Annotated in this window: 17 protein-coding genes; 10 read left to right on the top strand and 7 right to left on the bottom strand. The window is 39.0% G+C overall.

The genetic code is table 11. The features are described 5' to 3' along the window. Positions 1-97: 97 nt before the first annotated feature. The 6 genes from ACOKFG_RS02880 (at position 98) to ACOKFG_RS02855 (ending at position 6,252) form a co-directional block, all read left to right on the top strand. Positions 98-1,420 (top strand): M16 family metallopeptidase, encoded by a 1,323-nt coding sequence (locus tag ACOKFG_RS02880; protein ID WP_422861822.1) that lies wholly within the window; start codon positions 98-100, stop codon positions 1,418-1,420. A gap of 1 nt (position 1,421) precedes the next feature. After that, positions 1,422-3,494 carry a M16 family metallopeptidase gene (locus ACOKFG_RS02875; protein WP_422861821.1) on the top strand — a complete coding sequence of 691 codons (2,073 nt, stop codon included), beginning with the start codon at positions 1,422-1,424 and terminating at the stop codon, positions 3,492-3,494. Positions 3,495-3,573: 79 nt separating this feature from the next. Beyond that, on the top strand, positions 3,574-3,948 hold the full coding sequence (locus tag ACOKFG_RS02870; RefSeq protein WP_298792725.1) for a hypothetical protein: 375 nt from the start codon (positions 3,574-3,576) through the stop codon (positions 3,946-3,948). Between the two features lie 76 nt (positions 3,949-4,024). Further along, positions 4,025-5,044 (top strand): transporter, encoded by a 1,020-nt coding sequence (locus tag ACOKFG_RS02865; protein WP_299487070.1) that lies wholly within the window; start codon positions 4,025-4,027, stop codon positions 5,042-5,044. 48 nt (positions 5,045-5,092) lie between these two features. After that, on the top strand, positions 5,093-5,830 hold the full coding sequence (locus ACOKFG_RS02860; protein ID WP_299487072.1) for a PepSY domain-containing protein: 738 nt from the start codon (positions 5,093-5,095) through the stop codon (positions 5,828-5,830). Then, the gene (locus tag ACOKFG_RS02855) at positions 5,827-6,252 is read left to right on the top strand and encodes a hypothetical protein (protein ID WP_299170950.1); all 426 of its coding nucleotides are present in this window, start codon (positions 5,827-5,829) and stop codon (positions 6,250-6,252) included. The genes ACOKFG_RS02860 and ACOKFG_RS02855 overlap by 4 nt, the downstream gene beginning before the upstream one ends. A 5-nt stretch (positions 6,253-6,257) precedes the next feature. Here ACOKFG_RS02855 and gldD read toward each other — a convergent pair whose 3' ends face one another. From gldD to mutY, 4 genes are read right to left on the bottom strand one after another with little or no spacing between them, the layout of a single operon-like run. Continuing rightward, positions 6,258-6,812, bottom strand: coding sequence for a gliding motility lipoprotein GldD (gene gldD / locus ACOKFG_RS02850; RefSeq protein WP_299487074.1), 555 nt, complete (start codon positions 6,810-6,812; stop codon positions 6,258-6,260). Then, on the bottom strand, positions 6,802-8,130 hold the full coding sequence (locus ACOKFG_RS02845) for a gliding motility-associated protein GldE (protein WP_299487076.1): 1,329 nt from the start codon (positions 8,128-8,130) through the stop codon (positions 6,802-6,804). Before ACOKFG_RS02845 ends, gldD begins: the two co-directional genes overlap by 11 nt. Before the next feature lie 24 nt (positions 8,131-8,154). After that, a complete protein-coding gene (locus ACOKFG_RS02840; protein ID WP_298792712.1) occupies positions 8,155-8,610 on the bottom strand; it encodes a single-stranded DNA-binding protein in 456 nt (151 codons plus the stop codon). 23 nt (positions 8,611-8,633) lie between these two features. Continuing rightward, a complete protein-coding gene (gene mutY / locus ACOKFG_RS02835; RefSeq protein WP_298792709.1) occupies positions 8,634-9,671 on the bottom strand; it encodes an A/G-specific adenine glycosylase in 1,038 nt (345 codons plus the stop codon). A gap of 122 nt (positions 9,672-9,793) precedes the next feature. On the opposite strand from mutY, the gene ACOKFG_RS02830 reads away from it, so the two are divergent. From ACOKFG_RS02830 to ACOKFG_RS02815, 4 genes are all read left to right on the top strand, one after another. Further along, positions 9,794-10,084, top strand: a complete 291-nt coding sequence (locus ACOKFG_RS02830; protein ID WP_036380395.1) for an HU family DNA-binding protein — start codon at positions 9,794-9,796, stop codon at positions 10,082-10,084. Positions 10,085-10,357: 273 nt separating this feature from the next. Next, a complete protein-coding gene (locus ACOKFG_RS02825) occupies positions 10,358-11,905 on the top strand; it encodes a ribonuclease E/G (protein ID WP_298792697.1) in 1,548 nt (515 codons plus the stop codon). An 18-nt stretch (positions 11,906-11,923) separates the two neighbouring features. Beyond that, complete coding sequence (locus tag ACOKFG_RS02820; protein ID WP_422861820.1) at positions 11,924-14,356, top strand: glycogen debranching protein; 2,433 nt, start codon at positions 11,924-11,926, stop codon at positions 14,354-14,356. 1 nt (position 14,357) lies between these two features. After that, on the top strand, positions 14,358-14,840 hold the full coding sequence (locus ACOKFG_RS02815) for a regulatory protein RecX (protein WP_422861819.1): 483 nt from the start codon (positions 14,358-14,360) through the stop codon (positions 14,838-14,840). 10 nt (positions 14,841-14,850) lie between these two features. Here the strand turns inward: ACOKFG_RS02815 and ACOKFG_RS02810 are convergent, their stop codons facing one another. The 3 genes from ACOKFG_RS02810 to ACOKFG_RS02800 all read right to left on the bottom strand — a co-directional run bounded on the left by ACOKFG_RS02810 (position 14,851) and on the right by ACOKFG_RS02800 (position 18,437). Beyond that, positions 14,851-15,720, bottom strand: coding sequence for a cupin-like domain-containing protein (locus ACOKFG_RS02810; protein ID WP_299170938.1), 870 nt, complete (start codon positions 15,718-15,720; stop codon positions 14,851-14,853). A gap of 62 nt (positions 15,721-15,782) precedes the next feature. Beyond that, a complete protein-coding gene (bioB, locus tag ACOKFG_RS02805) occupies positions 15,783-16,883 on the bottom strand; it encodes a biotin synthase BioB (RefSeq protein WP_422861818.1) in 1,101 nt (366 codons plus the stop codon). Between the two features lie 120 nt (positions 16,884-17,003). Then, positions 17,004-18,437 (bottom strand): flotillin family protein, encoded by a 1,434-nt coding sequence (locus ACOKFG_RS02800; protein ID WP_298792690.1) that lies wholly within the window; start codon positions 18,435-18,437, stop codon positions 17,004-17,006. Positions 18,438-18,441: the final 4 nt, after the last annotated feature.

Genomic DNA, 18,441 nt, shown 5'->3' with positions numbered 1-18,441 from the left:
ATGGACAGATCTTTTATTTTTTGACCCTATTTAATGTAACATCGACTCTAATATCGATACTAATTCTAATTGTTAACTGATTATAAAACATATGACCATGAAAAGATTTCTACTATCTATACTTTTCATCATGGCGATGGGCCATATTACCAATGCCCAGGAAGTTGCCTTTGAAGAGTACGATTTGGACAACGGGCTCCACGTAATTTTACACCAAGACAATACTGCTCCTGTAGTAACCACAGCGGTTATGTACCATGTGGGCTCCAAGGATGAAGACCCTGAGAAGACGGGGTTTGCCCATTTTTTCGAGCACTTATTATTTGAAGGCACCAAAAACATTAAGCGGGGGGAGTGGGATCAGATTGTGGCATCCAATGGAGGTAGCGGAAATGCAAATACCTTTTTAGATAGAACGTACTATTATGAGACATTCCCATCAAATAGCTTGGAAGTGGGGCTTTGGATGGAATCAGAACGGTTATTACACCCAATTATCGGACAGGTGGGGGTGGATACTCAAAAAGAGGTGGTACAAGAAGAAAGGAGACTTCGTGTAGATAACTCACCTTATGGAGCTTTCTTTGAAGTTCTTTTGAAAAACCTTTATAAAAAGCATCCATATCGATGGGGTGTTATTGGATCTCTTGACCATTTGGCAAGTGCAACCCTTGATGATTTTAAAAACTTCAACAAAACGTATTATGTTCCCAACAATGGTGTTTTGGTCGTAGCGGGTGATATAGAGGTTGCCAAAACAAAGAAAATGATCTCAGACTATTTTGGACCAATTCCGCGGGGAGCTGATATCCAAAGGAACCAAGTGGATGAAGATCCAATTGTAAATACAATACAAACTAACTATTACGACCCCAACATTCAAATCCCGGCTATCTTATTGGCCTATAGAACTCCTGGTCAAGCAGAAAGAGATGCTTATGTAATTGATATGATCTCAACGTATTTAAGTGATGGAGAAAGTTCCAAGCTATATAAGAAGTTGGTAGATGAGAAAAAAATCGCCCTGCAAATATTTTCAGTGCCTATCAGTGCGGAGGATTATAGCTCCTATGTTGTTGGTGGACTTCCTGTTGGTGAAAATTCCATTCAGGATATCAAAAATGAAATCGACGCCGAGATTTTAAAAGTACAGACCGATTTAATCTCCGAAAAGGATTATCAAAAGCTTCAGAATAAATTTGAAAACAACTTTGTAAACGCCAACAGCAGTATTTCGGGCATAGCCAACTCCCTGGCCGAAAACTATATGTTGCGGGACGATACGAACCTGATCAACACTGAAATTGACATTTATCGCTCAATCACACGAGAGGAAATTAGAGAAGTGGCCAAAAAATACTTGAAAGTGAACCAAAGGGTGGAATTAGAATATTTACCAGAACAAAAAGAAGCTAATTAAGATGAAAAAGTATATTATATTTTCCCTACTGTCATTTTTTATGACAGTTTCACAAGCACAAATAGACAGAAGCAAACAACCTACACCAGGCCCTGCTCCGGAAATTAATTTGCAAGAGCCTGCGCGGTTTGAACTCAATAATGGGCTTAAGGTAATGGTGGTTGAAAACCACAAACTCCCTAGAGTTTCCATTACCCTCACAATAGACAATCCTCCAATTTTACAAGGTCAGAAAGCAGGGGTAGCAGATTTAACCTCTGCGTTGTTGGGAAAGGGGTCAAAATCGATTTCAAAGGACGATTTCTATGAAGAGGTCGACTTTTTGGGTGCCAATATCAGTTTCACGGACCAAAGTGCGTCAGCGAGCTCCCTTTCCAAGTACTTCCCCAGAATTCTGGAATTAATGGCAGATGCCGCATTAAATCCAAACTTTACTCAAGAAGAATTTGATAAAGAAAAGGATATCATATTAACTGGTATCAAATCTCAAGAAAAAGATGTTTCGGCTATTGCCACAAGAGTGCAATTGGCTTTGGCCTATGGAAAAGGTCATCCGTTTGGAGAGATTACATCTGAAGAAACGGTAAATAATGTCACTTTAGCGGATGTTGAAAAGCATTACCGTGACTACTTCGTTCCGGCCAATGCCTATTTGGTGATTATAGGGGATGTAGATTTTGCAAATGCCCAGGAGTTGGTGACAACACACTTCACACCTTGGTCTAAGGCAGCCCCTCCTTCCTTTAGCTATTCTCAACCAAAGGATGTGCAGTATACCCAAATTAATTTTGTGGATGTTCCAAATGCCGTACAGTCGGAAGTTGTTGTGGAGAACATTACCAATCTTAAAATGAAGGATGAAGATTATTTAAATGCGCTTTTAGCCAATCGAATTTTGGGTGGCGGCTCACAAGCCAGATTATTCAAGAATTTAAGGGAGGACAAAGGTTATACCTATGGTTCCTATTCTGGAATTCGAGATAATAAATATAGCCCCATGCGTTTCAGTGCAGAGGCACAAGTTAGGAACGTGGTCACCGATAGTTCTGTGGTTGAAATTTTAAGTGAAATAGACAAGATTATTTCTCAGCCGGTTACCGAAGAAGAGCTAACCAACGCAAAGGCTAAGTATGCAGGTAGCTTTGTTATGGCTCTTGAAAGCCCTTCAACAATTGCCAATTATGCATTAAATATTGAAACTGAAGGACTGTCCAAAGACTTTTATAAAACGTATTTAGAACGTATTGATGCAGTTACTATTGAAGATGTCCAAAAAGCAGCCCAAAAATACTTTACCACAAAGAATGCAAGGATAGTGGTTACAGGAAAAGGAAGCGAAGTATTGGAAAACCTGGAAAAGGTTGACTTTAATGGCAAAAAAGTTCCCGTTTTGTTTTACGACAAGCACGCCGGCAAGACAGAAAAACCAAATTATGATGCTGCTGTGCCTGAAGGGATAACGGTGGAATCTATCCTTCAGAAATATATCATGGCCATTGGTGGTCAAGAAAAACTGGAAGGTGTAGAGTCTTATGCAATGTCCGCCGAAGCCGAAATGCAAGGGATGAAATTGGAATTGGAGTTGAAAAAAACTACCAAGGACCAGTTTATGCAGGACGTGAAAGTGATGGGGAACTCCATGCAAAAACAAGTCTTGGATGGAGACAAAGGATATATGGTTGCTCAAGGACAGCGTAAAGACCTTTCCGCAGAGGAGATTGAGCGCATAAAAGAAGAATCTGCTGCTTTTCCAGAACTTAATTATTTGGCGGCCGGAAACATTACGCTAGACGGTATTGAAGCTGTTGGGGATAAAAAGGCCTATAAGCTAAAAATCACTGATAAAAAATCGGCCTTTTACGACATAGAAACGGGATTAAAGCTTCAAGAAATAAGTATTGAGGAGGTGCAAGGTCAGCAGATGAACAATACGGTTGGACTGGATGACTATCAGGAAGTATCGGGCATTAAATTTCCATTTAAGCTCACACAAACCATGGGCCCCCAGAGCTTTGAATTTGTGGTAAAAGAAATTAAAGTTAACGAAGGAGTTAGCCCTTCAGACTTTGAATAAAGAGAGACCAAAATAAGTGCTAAGAAAGGCTTTCTTTAAAGAAAGCCTTTTTATTTTTGCAATCGAAATCAAAAGTTAATTGAAACGATTTGCCGCTTATAGTTTTGTGCTCCTTTATCTTCTGGCAATGACAAGGCCAGTATTACCCTTGATAGAGTACATAGTTTATGAAGACTATATAGCTGAATTTCTTTGTATCAATAAAGACAAAGCGGAGCTGGAGTGTAATGGAAAGTGCTATCTTATGCAGCGTCTTTCCGAGCAAAACGAACAAAAACAGCAGAACCTTCCCAAAATTGTATTGGAAGAATACCCGATAGGTTTTGTCGAATTAATGGATAACCTCACCAAAGAGCAGCTGCGGATTGAATCCAAAAATGAATTCAATTATAGCAATTCCTACGCTTTTTTATTCTTGGCTTCTAACTTTCATCCTCCCAATACTCTTATCTAAATTCTGCGACCCATAATTTATTTAAGGTAATCTACGTATACAAAGGATTACCCTAACCTTCAATATTTAAAACCGAATGAAAAAATTTATATCGGCTATTGCTTTAATGGCCTCACTAGCGCTATGCGCACAAGAAACCAACGATAATATAGAAAAATGGTCTGCCGGAAGACCTGATGGACATGCCCCCATTGCTGTAATGGGAGATCATATGCACGGCAAAAATGAATGGATGTTTTCGTACAGATATATGTACATGAATATGGAGGATCTTAAACAAGGAAGTGATAATGCATCTTATGACAATGCATTGGCAAATTATATGGTAACTCCAACAGCAATGCCCATGCAAATGCATATGTTGGGAACTATGTTTGCACCAAGTGATAAAGTGACACTAATGGCCATGTTCAATTACGTTTCTATGGAAATGGACCATCTTACTAGAATAGGGGGGACATTTACTACGGAGTCCAGCGGATTGGGAGACATTAAATTATCCTTACTATATCAATTTTTCAATAAAAACAGGCAAAGTCTTCATGGTCAAATAGGATTTTCTATTCCTACCGGAAGTATTACGGAAAGTGATGTTACACCAGCATCTACTCCTAATGAAACGGAACTGCCATATCCTATGCAGCTAGGAACCGGTACTTTTGACCCTTTAGTTGCTGTTACCTACCTAGGTCAATCCAATTCAGTTTCCTGGGGGAGCCAGATAAAAGGAGTTTTTCGTCTTGGAGAAAACAATAGAGACTTCCGATATGGAAATAGATATACCTTTAATAACTGGTTTGCGGTTAAGGCCACAGATTGGATTAGTTTTTCAACTAGATTGGAAGGGCTTATTGTTGGAGAATTGGGAGGCGCAGACCCAAACTTGAACCCAACGATGGTCATAACAGCCGATACTGGCAATTCTGGGGGCACTTTTTTGAATGGAGGCTTCGGATTTAATATCTATGCTTCAAAAGGGGCACTTAAAAATTTGCGTTTCGGATTTGAGTTTGCCACACCTTTCTATCAGGATCTAAATGGCATCCAGCTGAAGAACAAGGAAACCCTAACTTTAGGAACCCAGTATTCATTTTAATTCTAAAATCCCTGGAAGCGTAGCTTCCAGGGATAAAACAATTTGCATATGACCAAAAGACAATTGATTCAATACAACCGCAAATGGCATCGGTATCTAGGGGTTGTCCTTGGAATCCAATTTTTATTGTGGACTTTAGGGGGACTATATTTTAGTTGGACAAATATTGATGAAATTCGAGGAGATTATTTAAAAAAGAAGTCATTTGTTTCGCTTCCTCAACAAGATTTGGTTTCTCCATCTTCGTTTCTAAACCCTGGAATCATTTCATCAGATGGGATTGTTTCGATAGAGGTGATAACCATTTTAAATCAACCTACCTATCGTGTAATTTATACATCAAAAACAGGAAACATTTCCAGACTATTTGATGCCTTGACTGGTCTACCGAGAGCTCCTTTGAGCGAAAAAGAAGCGACTTCGGTCGCAATGGAAGGGTTAAATGTAAGTGCTGCCGTCACTGAAGTTGAATACCTAAAAAACACCCACAAACACCATGAATATCGAGGCCGTCCGTTACCGGCATATGCTGTGACTTTCGCAAAACCTGCGAACACCACGATATATGTATCTGAAAACTACGGAGACATTCAAACCTTCAGAAGCAATAAATGGAGGGCGTTTGACTTTCTTTGGATGCTTCATACCATGGATTATGAAGGCAGAGACAACTTTAACAATATTTTGCTGAGGGCCTTTGCAATTTTCGGCCTGTTCACCATACTTTCAGGCTTTAGTTTATATATTTTTACATCAAGAATTTTTAGAAAAAAAACATCAAAATGAAAAAAGCACTTTCAATATTAACCACATTCGTTTTAGTACTATCCTATTCATGCAAGGAACAAAAGAAGATGGAGGAAGGACCCACCCAAATGGAAGAGGTTATGGCAGTTCATGATGAGGTAATGCCCAAAATGGGAAAACTAGGAAAACTCGTTGGAGAACTTAAGAGCAAGGTGGACACTACTGCTTTGGGACAGGAGTACGAAAGTGCCATGAAAGAACTTCAAGAAGCCAACAACTCCATGATGGAATGGATGATGAACTTTGGGAATCGTTTTGATTCGGATGAGATACTTGACGGAAAAGAACTTACCGAAGAAAAACAGCAATGGTTAAATGAAGAAGAAGTTAAAGTAGAAGCGCTTCGCGAACAGATCAACTCAAGTATTGCAAAAGCAGAAGCATTGCTAAGCGAAGAGTAGATTTATTATTTCCAACGCAATGTTTCCATAATTCTTAGGATATCATTTTGTAGGTAGGCCGCTGCCGGTAGTATGGAGTCGAAATTCGGCTTTGCATAAAAATACAAGGACCCGGTTACGAAATGATTTGTGCTATCGGTGACATAGAATTGGGATTGCGAAGCGGCATTTCCACTAACCTCATAGAACATTCCATATACTTGCGCGTCTTGGTTGAGGTATTCCTTAGGCGCAATACCATCGGCTTTCACTACATGTTCATAGGTGAGTTTTTGGGCGTCAATCAACAATTCCTTGATATTGCCTTCCACCTTTTTGTAGGTAAGAAAAACGGAGCCCTTCATCATTGGGTAATCTAAAACCAGAGAGCAATCCTTATTTTCTTTTACCGAAGCTAAGGTGTTGATTTCAAAAGTATACGCACAGTTCTCATTGATTTCTTTGTATTTGGCTTGAGGATAGTCCAGCCTTAACATCGCATTGGGTTTGGGCAAAACATCATTTTTACACCCTAAAAGAAGTAATGCCGAAATTGAATAAACAATAAATCTATGCTTCATGGGGTAGTGTGACTTTTATACGTTTTAGTCTCTTTTTATCAAGGCTTTCTACAACAAACAGATAGTTTTTGAACCCGACTTTTTCTCCACGTTTGGGGAAACTTCCGGAAATTTCCAGAACAAAACCGGCTATAGTCTCAGATTCTCCTTTTTGCTCCTCAAACTCATCTTCATCTTCGATTTTTACAACTCTATAAAAATCTTTTAACGTTGTTTTTCCATCAAAAACGTAATTGTAGTCATCCAATTTGGAAAAAACAAGGTCTTCGTCGTCAAACTCATCACTTATATCTCCAACAATCTCTTCAATAATATCTTCTAAGGTTACAATGCCAGATGTTCCACCATATTCATCAACAACTACAGCCAAATGATTCTTTTTATCTTGAAATTCCAGGAGCAAGTCGTCCAGTTTTTTGTTCTCAGGAACAAAATAGGGTTCTCGAATCAGTGACATCCAATTAAAACTTTTTCTGTCAATATAGGGTAATAAGTCCTTCACATAAAGCACTCCAAGAACATTGTCCATATTCTCGGAAAAAACAGGAATTCGGGAATAACCATTTTTCTTGATTTCCTCCATTACCTCTAGAAATTTCATCTCTTCATTGAGAGCGAATATGTCAATACGTGGACGCATGACTTGCTTAGTGTCTGTGTTACCAAAGGTGACGATTCCTTCTAAAATTTTCTGTTCCTCTTTGGTGGTGTCACCTTCAGAGGCCAGTTCTAAGGCTTGTGATAAATGGTCCACACTTAAATTGGATTTCTGCCTTCCCAACTTCTCCTGAAGAAAACCCGTTGCAGAACTCATGGGAGAGCTTAAAGGGGTTAAAAGCACATTCAATATTTTAAGGGGAATCGACATAAAATGTGAAAACTGGATTTTGTTGCGGTTGGCATAAATCTTCGGAAGTATTTCACCAAACATTAAAATCAAGAAGGTGGCCACAATAACTTCCAGCAAAAATCTGACTGAAACAACACCAAAAAGTGTTTGGTTAACTTCTGAGAATAGTGTGTTGCCAATGGTGCTGAACAATAGTACAATCCCAATATTTATTGTATTGTTAGCTATTAGTATTGTTGCCAAAAGCTTTTTTGGCTTGTTGAGCAATTGAACTATGAGTCGCCCTCTTGGGGAATCTTTTTCCTCAAGTTCATTCAAATCGGTTTGGGACAACCCGAACAACGCTACCTCTGCTCCAGAAATCAAGGCAGAGCAAATCAAAAGAAGCAAAAGAACAATCACCTTTATGGTAAAGATACCGCTGAAAGCAGTGAAGAAAAATGCCAAACAATAGGGTTCGGGATCCAAATTCGTATGTTTTATACTTATTTTTTAGAACGGAAGATCATCATCTTGTTCCACCTGTTCAACCGATTCGGGACCGGAAGGCTTTGCTGGTTCATGCTGCGGTGTAGCTGCGGGCACTTGCTGGGCATTGGCCATACTTTCCTTTTTGGTAGATAAAAATGTAAAATCTTGAACATGTACTTCTGTGGTGTACCTGGTATTACCGTCTTCACCTTGCCATTGTCTGTTCTTTAAACGACCCTCCACATAGACTTTGTCACCTTTACTGAGGTATTTTTCGCAAATTTCGGCGGCTTTGTTTCTTACCACAATATTGTGCCAATCTGTATTGGTAACTTTCTCTCCTGTTTGCCTACTGGTGTAGGTTTCATTGGTAGCCAATGGAAAACGACCAATACATCCTCCCCCTTCAAAATAGTGTGTTTTTACTTCGTCTCCCAAATGCCCGATCAGCATTACTTTGTTTAATGTTCCGCTCATAATTCTTTAATTAATCAAAAGTACTAAATTTTAAATGTCTTGATGAAGTCCGCAATCAAAACAGGAACGGGAAATGAGCTTATATTTTGCCATGGAACCCCGTCCAAAAATGGTTGTTCAACTTCCAATATCCAAAATTTAGTATGTAAATGCTGATGGGACAACTTATGAATAATGAATTCATTGTTATATAGCCTGATGGTCTTATATTTTTGGAAGTCCTTTGTTGTCTTCAATTCAATTCTCAAATCTTTTTCGTCCAGAGTCTTTTCGGATTCCAATAATGGAAATTGATAGAGGTTTTGCCAAATACCCTTTCCCTTTCTTTGTTCCAACCTAGTGTTTCTTTCGGAATCAATAAAGACTAGATAATTGAAGTGTCGGACTCTTATTTTGGTTTTGTTGATTTTTACAGGAAGGCTAGCAACCTTATTTTCCTTAAGTGCTATGCAACTTTCATTTAGAGGGCAATGCAAGCAATATGGTTTTTTAGGCGCACATTGAATTGCACCAAATTCCATTATACCCTGATTGTAATCTCTAATATTACCGGTGTGCATTACTTCTCTGGCCAATTCTTTGAAGTATTTTATTCCCTCAGTACTGTTAATGGGTAGATCAACTCCAAAATAACGAGCAAGTACGCGATAGACATTACCATCAACAACGGGTTCGGGGATATCAAAACAAATGGAGGCAATGGCACTTGCAGTGTAATCTCCAACACCTTTTAGACTTTTTAGTTGTTTATAGGTGTTCGGGAATTTGCCATCATATTCTTCCACCACCATTTTGGCAGTTGTATGAAGGTTTCTGGCCCTGGAATAGTAACCCAAACCTTGCCATAGCTTCAAAACTTGTTCTTCATTTGCATTTGCCAATTTGAAAACAGTTGGAAAAGCTTCTAAAAACTTGTGATAATAGGGCATTCCCTGTGCAACTCGGGTTTGTTGCAGCATAATTTCAGAAAGCCAAATTTTATAAGGGTCTTTGGTCTCTCTCCAAGGAAGAGCACGCTTGTTTTGGCCATACCATTTTAGAATATGCTCGGAAAAAGTCATACAAGAAAATACTAAGGACCAAATGTATCAGTTTATATACTTAAAATTAAAGGGTTTAAACAAAAGATTAATTTTAATTTTTATATTTGCAAGCCTAAAAAATAAGAAAATAATAATACGAAATGACGAAAGCAGATATTGTAACTAGAATCTCAGAAAAACTAGGTATAGAAAAAGGAGATGTACAAGCGACAGTTGAATCTTTTATGGAGGAGGTAAAATCGTCCTTGGAGAATGGTGATAATGTATATTTAAGAGGTTTCGGAAGCTTTATCATAAAGACAAGAGCGGAAAAAACTGGTAGAAACATTTCAAAGAACACTACCATCAAAATTCCAGCACACAATATTCCAGCGTTTAAACCTGCAAAGGTTTTTGTGGAAGGTGTAAAAAGCAACGTTCAAGTAAAATAAAATATAACTAACACTAAAGGAAGAGCCATATGCCGAGTGGTAAAAAAAGAAAAAGACATAAGGTAGCTACCCACAAGCGTAAAAAACGCAGAAGAGCTAACCGACACAAGAAAAAGTAGTTGTAACAACTACTTTTTCATTTTACACACCTACGTTCTTTGACATAGAGATTCAAGTAAAGAATTTCAATCGGTTGTATAAAAACCGATTCTATATATTGTTTAATCATTTATTCCAGCTAAATAATAGTGGAATAAATAAAAATCGATTCAGGTGAATAGAGAATTAATCGTTAGATCTAGCACTGATGCAGTCGATTTTGCCTTACTAAAGGATGGAAAACTAATTGAATTACACAAAGACGAGGATGACAACAATTTTTCTGTCGGTGATATTTTCCTGGCTAAAATCAGAAAGCCAGTCACCGGTCTAAATGCGGCATTCGTAAATGTTGGTTATGAAAAAGATGCGTTCCTGCACTATCATGACCTTGGTCCGCAATTGTCCTCCATGTTGCAATTCATAAAGAAAGTTAGAACAGGGAAGTTAAAAGATTATTCTCTGAAAGATTTTCCATTTGAAAAAGATATAGACAAGAATGGCAGTATTAACGAAGTTATTAAAGCCAATCAGTCATTATTGGTACAGATTGTAAAAGAACCCATTTCCACCAAGGGACCACGAATAAGTTCCGAGCTTTCGTTAGCAGGACGTTATTTGGTCATGGTTCCATTTTCTGACCGCGTTTCCGTATCACAAAAAATAGGAAGCAAAGAAGAAAAAGATAGGTTAATACGACTTGTAAAAAGTATTAAGCCCAAAGGATTTGGGGTAATAATACGTACCGTTGCAGAAGGCAAGAAAGTTGCAGAATTAGACAAAGATCTTCAAAATTTATCATCCAAATGGATGAAGATGTGCAGGAGACTGCAGAAGGCACCTCATCCATCTAAGGTATTGATAGAACTCAACAGAGCTTCATCAATATTAAGGGATGTTTTCAACGATTCCTTTACAGGAATTCATGTAGACGATGAGACCTTATTTAATCAAATCAAGGATTATTTGCATGAGATCGCACCCCAAAAAGAATCCATAGTTAAACATTACTCTGGAGTAGCTCCAATTTTTGAAAAGTTCGGCATAGAACGTCAAATAAAAACCTCTTTTGGCCGAACGGCCTCCATGAGTAAAGGAGCTTACCTTGTAATTGAACATACCGAAGCATTGCACGTTATAGATGTAAACAGTGGTAACCGTTCCAACAAGGCCAAGAATCAGGAAGACACCGCTTTAGAGGTAAACATGTTAGCTGCCTCAGAAATAGCACGTCAGCTTAGGCTTCGCGATATGGGGGGAATCATTGTTGTGGATTTTATTGATATGACCAAAGGCGATCATAGACGAAAGCTTTTTGATCATCTAAGAGATGAAATGAAGGAAGATCGCGCAAAACACAAAATTTTACCTCCAAGTAAGTTTGGATTGGTACAAATTACAAGACAGCGCGTCCGTCCCGAAATGAATATCAAAACAAGTGAGGAAAACCCTAATGGATCAGGTACCGAAGTGGAAGCTCCAATTCTTTTAATAGATAAGATCAATCTCGATCTAGAGCGAATCATGAAAGGCAACTATAAGGATAATGGTGTTATTTTGAACATTCATCCATTTATTGCGGCCTACCTAAACCAAGGATTTCCATCGCAACGCTTCAAATGGTTTTTGGAGTATAAAAAGTGGATAAAAATCCAACCGAGGGATGCCTATACATACCTTGAATATCGTTTTAAAAATAAAGACGGTAAAACAATTAGATAATACAAAGCGACCTCAGCAATGGGGTCGCTTTTTTTGTTTTATGGATTTGGCAACAATATGGTATTTTTGAATAATTCACCATCCTATTTTGAGACCATGAAAATCATTTACACTTTTTTTTTAGCGCTGCTGTTAGCCAACTGCTCAGTAGACAAGCAAAGGACGATAGCTGATGTATTGATTGATTCAGCCTCAATTTCAGGAAAACCAGACTATTTGGAATCTCCATTTGTCACTGCCGGTGATCGTGTTTATATGGTTGGTCATCAGGATGGAAGCTTTCCGGATTTGGGGTGGCATATAAAAGGTGAAATGGGGGGCATCTGGAACCATCCCATTAAACTAATGGATGGGTTTGATGCCCATATGATTATCGAATCAGATACTTTGCAGTTGAATAAAGCTTCAGAATTTGTAAACTATCCCATGGCCAATATGCATAGCTTTTCATGGCCTTCCAAAAATATTACGGTTGAAAGATGGCAGTTTGTACCTGATGGAGAACAAGGTGTTTTGGTACAATACATCATCAAATCCGAGCAAAACTTAAGGGCTGCGAAGTTTAATTTTGTTGGCCATACCGATTTACGGCCAACATGGCTTGGCGAACAAACTCAAATGGTAGATTCAAAGGATTCCGCGGCTTTCGAAAATGAAAAATGGGTGGTTAAAGATGAGAATAATACCTGGTTCAATATTTTTGGTGCCGATCAAAAAGCTGAAGGACACAAGTCATTAGATCAAAAAGGCAATGCTATTTCTAGTGCATTAACTTATGCAATAGAATTGAATGATCAGGCCCCGACTGTTTTAACTTTCGTAATTGCGGGTTCTTATACTTCAAAAGAAGATGCATTAAAAACCTACGATGCAATTCAAAAGGACTACTATACCTTGGCCGACCAGAAAAGAGAACGATATAAAAGGTTGGCGGCTCAATCCAAATTGACAATTCCTGACAAAACTCTTCAACAAACATTCGAATGGCTTAAATATAATTGTGATTGGTTGGTGCGAACAGTTCCCGAAATAGGAACGGGAATCGGGGCTGGCATTCCTGATTATCCTTGGTGGTTTGGCGTCGACAGTGAATATGCCTTAAAGGGATATATAGCTATTGGTCAAGATGATATTGTCAATCAGACCATCCAATTATTGGACAGTGTTTCAATGGAGGTTAATGGAAATGGAAAAATACTTCATGAAATGTCCACCAACGGACACGTCTTTAATCCTGGAAATATCAATGAAACACCTCAATTTGCTTCCTTAATTTGGGAGATTTACAATTGGACCGGGGACAGACAATTCTTGGAAAAATATTTTCCAACCGCGCAAAAAGGCCTTGCCTGGCTAATGAATGAAAATGACAGCAACAAAAATCTTTTCCCGGATGGATTTGGAATGATGGAAATTCATGGGCTTGATAGCGAAATGATCGATGTTGCAGCGTATACCCAAAGAGCTTTTGTTGATGCCACTAAAATGGCCTTAGAACTTAATAAACCTGAATTGTCAAAGGAATATAGCGCCTTGGCCACCAAATTAAAAGATAAAATCAATGATGTTCTTTGGTCTGAGGAATTCCATTCTTATGCCGATTTTTTAGGAACTGACGAGCAAGCCATTCATTTGATTGAAGATGCTATTGTGCGTGCAGACACTTTGAACAAACCTTGGGCAATTGAAGAACTGGAAGCCACAAAACAGCAAGTTTTAAAAAATCCGTCCAAAGAGCTTAAGCCTTTTGTACTTCACCATAACTGGGTTGTAAATACGCCAATGGAAATGGGAATTTCTGATTCTTCCAAAGCCATTTCAGCTTTGAATACCGCTAAAAAATTCACCAACCCATTTGGTGTGTTCGTAACAGGAATCGACAGGGACGACTCGGCGGGCAAGGATTTTGGCTCTTTCAAAGGAAGCAAGATCTTTTCATATACAGGGGCCGTGATGACCCTGCCAACAGGTGTTCAGGCTATTGCAGAAAACAATTATGGAAGACCTGATGAAGCCCTTGATTATCTGCAACGCATGACACGAACATTTAGTTATGCCTTTCCAGGAAGCATATATGAAGTTTCTCCCGATTATGGGATGATAACCCAAGCTTGGAATATTTATAGCTATGCTATTCCGATTGTTCAACAATTTTTTGGAATACAACCGATAGCACAGCAAAAAAAGACAGTAATCAAACCTCAAATGCCCAGTAGTTGGGAGGAAGGAGCTTCACTTGAAAATGTGAAAGTTGGAGATAATTCAGTTTCCATCTTTTACGCAAAAGAAAGAATAGAAGTTCGACAAACAAATTCCACCTGGATAATTCAACTGGAACTGCCTAGAGATATGTACGAGATAATTGAAGGGGAGGCTGAAACTACATCTAAAGGCTCCAAATCTGTATTTACATCTATGGGAGAAAGACTTGTAGTTGGAAAAAGTAAGTAGCATGCAAAGGCAAAACTCAGGCCATAAACACACTTCGGTTCAAGAGGCCAAAAGGAAAATGGAGGGTTACTGTGCTTATCAGGATAGATGTCACAAGGAAGTGCTACAAAAGTTGGTAGACTTGCGAATGATTCCTGAAGCAATCGATCAAATTATGGCTCATCTAATACAGGAAAACTATTTGAACGAGGAACGCTTCGCCAAAAGCTTTGCCAGAGGTAAATTTTCCATTAAAAAGTGGGGAAAGAATCGCATTGTGAACGAATTGAAACAACGTCAAATTTCAACATTCAATATAAAGAGCGCATTAAAAGAAATCGAAGAAGAAGACTACCGCAACACCCTAAATGAATTAGCTCTTAAGCGATTGGGACAGCTCAATGAATCCAACATACAAAAGAAAAGGAAAAAACTGGCCGATTATTTACTTTATAGGGGGTGGGAAAGTCATTTGGTCTATGAAAAACTAAAAGAATTGACCTAAATCCTATGCGTTATTTACCGTACAAAAAATCATGTGTACGGGTTACCGCTTTTTTATTCTTCCAATCTATCCACTTTTGGCCTTTAAGTCTACGCATAAGGTTGTCAAAATATCGCATAAAAAAGATGTTATAAACAGCCTTTCCCAGATTTTTGGGCTTTCTGGGGATTGCTCTTAAACTCATAGAGAATCCAGGCGAAATGTATTTCATGTGATGCCAATACCCTTCAGGTATATAAAGCACATTTCCATGTTCTAATTGTGCAACATGTCCTTTGGCGTGTTTTAACGCCGGCCATTTTTCCAAATCAGGATTGGCAAAATCGATGTCCTCCCTTGTAATCAAGGAGTGGGGAATCTTGTACAGGAACTTCGTCTCGGATTGTGAAAAAAGTATACATTGTTTTTTTCCTTCAAAATGAAAATGGAAGATATTGGCCAAATCAATATCATAATGCATAAAGGTGTGTGAATTGCTTCCACCAAAGAATAACATGGGCAACCCTTTCATCAACCGAAGGCCAAAATCGGGGTACTTAAAGTCCCTTTGAAGCTTTGGGACCTCCTTCAATACATTCCATAGAAATATGCGATACTTGGTGGGCTCTTTTTTTAAAAGATCAACATAATCCCGCATCTTCATTTTAGCATGGGGCTCATTAAATCCCTCATCATGCTTTACAGGTCTATCATCATACAGCGGAACGGTTTTATCGCCTGCAATTTCCTTCATATAATCAAGGTTCCACTTGGAATATGCGGGCCAATCCTCAATAAAGTGTTCAATGACAACCGGTCTTTGAGGTCTAAAATATTTTCGGATAAACTCTTTCTTGGAAAGTGTTTTTTCTCGAGGAATTTGGTCAAGGTTAAGTTCCAAAATTTCAATGATTTTGAAACAACTAAAATAATAAAAGGTTTTTAAACAGTTTTTATACCCCCCTATTCTTTAGAGACCAGTTTTGCCTTTTGCTTGGCAAGCTCGTTGCGGTCTATAGTATGTTCTGGCCTTGTCCATTTTGGTTTTTCACCGAGGGGTTGTAGTTCTGAATCTTCAGCTTCCACTGTTTTTGGCTGGGAAATTTTAGTAAATGGTTTTTGTGGATTCAAGCCAAGAAGCTTGAACATTTCCATATCCTCATTCACATCTGGATTGGGGGTAGTCAATAATTTATCGCCCGCAAAAATGGAATTTGCCCCAGCGAAAAAGCACATTGCTTGCCCTTCACGACTCATCTCAGTTCTTCCCGCAGAAAGCCTAACTTGAGTTTCCGGCATCACAATTCTCGTTGTGGCAACCATTCTGATCATCTCCCAGATTGAAACAGGCTCGATATCTTCCATGGGAGTACCTTCAACAGCTACCAAGGCATTTATTGGAACTGATTCTGGTTGTGGATTGAGCGAAGTCAGGGCCACTAACATTCCAGCACGGTCCTCCAAAGCTTCTCCCATACCAATAATTCCACCGCTACAAACGGTAACATTACTCTTACGGACATTATCTATGGTATCCAATCGATCTTCAAAAGCCCGAGTGGAAATCACATCTTTATAATAATCCTCAGAAGTATCCAAATTATGGTTGTAGGCATAAAGTCCTGCCTCTGCTAGTCGTTTAGCTTGATTTTCTGTGAGCATGCCCAAAGTACAGCATACCTCCATATCCAATTTATTGATGGTCCTAACCATCTCCAGAACTTGATCAAATTCTGGTCCATCTTTTACATTTCGCCATGCGGCTCCCATACAAACCCTGGAACTTCCTGATGCTTTTGCACGAAGCGCTTGCGCTTTTACATGGGGCACACTCATTAAATCATTCCCCTCAATGTCGGTATGGTATCTAGCTGCCTGCGGACAATACCCACAATCCTCGGGACAGCCTCCAGTTTTAATAGATAGTAAGGTCGAAACCTGAACTGTATTTGGATCGTGATGTTGTCTATGTATTGTGGCTGCTTCATATAACAATTCCATTAACGGTTTGTTATAGATATCCAAAATCTCTTCTTTGGTCCAGTTATGTCGTGCTACAGTCATGGGTTAAATCGATTTTCAAGGTCAAAAATAGCCCTTATTCCCAAAATGCTGTAATAATATCACTGTAAAAAGAAAAAGGCCATGATAATTGTCATGGCCTTTTTTTAAAGGATTAAGAGTTTAGTCTGAATTCTTATTCTCTTTAAGAGTATCTCCACTTTCTTTCTTGTCACTAGAATCGGGTACTTCTTTACCCTTTAGATATTCAGGAAGTTGCATCCCTGCCATGTTAAACATCTCTTGCAAAGGAGGGACAGATTTGTACATCCCTGAGATAAAATTAGCCGTGGAGTTTTTCCCATCTTCAGTCTTTGCTCCAGAATCCCAAACGGTAACTTTATCAATTTTAATGTTTTTAATAGCGTCGGCTTGAGTCTTGACCAATTCAGGTAATTTATCAGCAACCAATAGTAGTACGGCATCTTTAGGGCTATCCCCTGCAGCTTTCACAATTCTATCAAGACCTTCGGCCTGTTTGGTCAATACTTCCAAGATTCCTTGTGCTTCTGCCTGTGCTTTAAAAAGAATGGCATCTGCCTCACCCTTGGCTTTTCTACGAATCATTTCAGCTTCAGCTTCAGCATCAATTTCTACTTTCTTTTTATCTATTTCAGCTGGTACAACAATATCCGCCATTTGAGAACTACGCTCTCGTTCTGCCCTGGCAATCTCTGCATCTTTTTCAGCTGCGTAGGATTCTTCCAATGCTTTGGCCGTTTGTACTTTTTCAGCTGCAATGGCAGTTCTTTCTGCCTCTGCCTCACGTTGTCTTCGTAATGAATCAGAATTTGCAACGTCAATTTTTGCGATGTTTTCCCCTTCTACCGCTTTTGCGTTGGCTGCAGCTACCTGAGTTCTTTCGTCCTGTACTGCATTTGCCTCACCAATAGAGCCATCTCTGTTTTTTTCTGCTACGGATTTACGAGCGGCATTAATGGCATGAGCAGCCGCCTCTTTGCCCAAAGCTTCAATATAACCAGATTCATCAACAATGTCCGTGATGTTTACATTAATAAGCTTTAAACCTACTTTCTTTAATTCCGATTCTACACTCTGTGAAATATTGGTTAAGAATTTATCTCTGTCGGAGTTGATTTCTTCAATATCCATAGAAGCCACTACCAAACGTAATTGACCAAAAATAATTTCCTTGGCCAAATCTTGCACCTCCTGCATTCCTAACCCCAATAACCTCTCTGCGGCATTTTGCATCACTCCAGGTTCTGTAGAAATACCAATTGTAAATCGGGAAGGTACGTTTACCCTAATGTTCTGCCTACTCAAGGCATTGGCCAAATCCACTTCGATAGAAATCGGTGTTAAATCCAAAAACTCATAATCTTGAATAACGGGCCAAATAAAAGCGGCACCACCATGGATACATTTAGCTGAATTTCCTGTACCTACTTTTCCGTATACAACTAGAATACGATCAGAGGGACATCGCTTATACCTCCGTATAAAGGAAATGATGATAATGAAAAAGAACAGTATGGCGAAGCCAATGGTTAAGAGCGAAGCGCCTCCGCCCAATTGTAAGGGAATTAATAGCATATGG

The organism is Flagellimonas rhodophyticola, from assembly GCF_049332665.1.
Taxonomy (GTDB): domain Bacteria; phylum Bacteroidota; class Bacteroidia; order Flavobacteriales; family Flavobacteriaceae; genus Flagellimonas.
This window is presented reverse-complemented; position numbering and strand designations above follow the sequence as displayed.

Bases quoted from the DNA above. Each gene is read 5' to 3' on its own strand.
- ACOKFG_RS02880 (WP_422861822.1), top strand. From the start codon at position 98: ATGAAAAGATTTCTACTATCTATACTTTTCATCATGGCGATGGGCCAT.
- ACOKFG_RS02875 (WP_422861821.1), top strand. From the start codon at position 1,422: ATGAAAAAGTATATTATATTTTCCCTACTGTCATTTTTTATGACAGTT.
- ACOKFG_RS02865 (WP_299487070.1), top strand. From the start codon at position 4,025: ATGAAAAAATTTATATCGGCTATTGCTTTAATGGCCTCACTAGCGCTA.
- ACOKFG_RS02860 (WP_299487072.1), top strand. From the start codon at position 5,093: ATGACCAAAAGACAATTGATTCAATACAACCGCAAATGGCATCGGTAT.
- ACOKFG_RS02855 (WP_299170950.1), top strand. From the start codon at position 5,827: ATGAAAAAAGCACTTTCAATATTAACCACATTCGTTTTAGTACTATCC.
- gldD (WP_299487074.1), bottom strand. From the start codon at position 6,812: ATGAAGCATAGATTTATTGTTTATTCAATTTCGGCATTACTTCTTTTA.
- ACOKFG_RS02840 (WP_298792712.1), bottom strand. From the start codon at position 8,610: ATGAGCGGAACATTAAACAAAGTAATGCTGATCGGGCATTTGGGAGAC.
- mutY (WP_298792709.1), bottom strand. From the start codon at position 9,671: ATGACTTTTTCCGAGCATATTCTAAAATGGTATGGCCAAAACAAGCGT.
- ACOKFG_RS02830 (WP_036380395.1), top strand. From the start codon at position 9,794: ATGACGAAAGCAGATATTGTAACTAGAATCTCAGAAAAACTAGGTATA.
- ACOKFG_RS02820 (WP_422861820.1), top strand. From the start codon at position 11,924: ATGGGGTCGCTTTTTTTGTTTTATGGATTTGGCAACAATATGGTATTT.
- ACOKFG_RS02815 (WP_422861819.1), top strand. From the start codon at position 14,358: ATGCAAAGGCAAAACTCAGGCCATAAACACACTTCGGTTCAAGAGGCC.
- bioB (WP_422861818.1), bottom strand. From the start codon at position 16,883: ATGACTGTAGCACGACATAACTGGACCAAAGAAGAGATTTTGGATATC.
- ACOKFG_RS02800 (WP_298792690.1), bottom strand. From the start codon at position 18,437: ATGCTATTAATTCCCTTACAATTGGGCGGAGGCGCTTCGCTCTTAACC.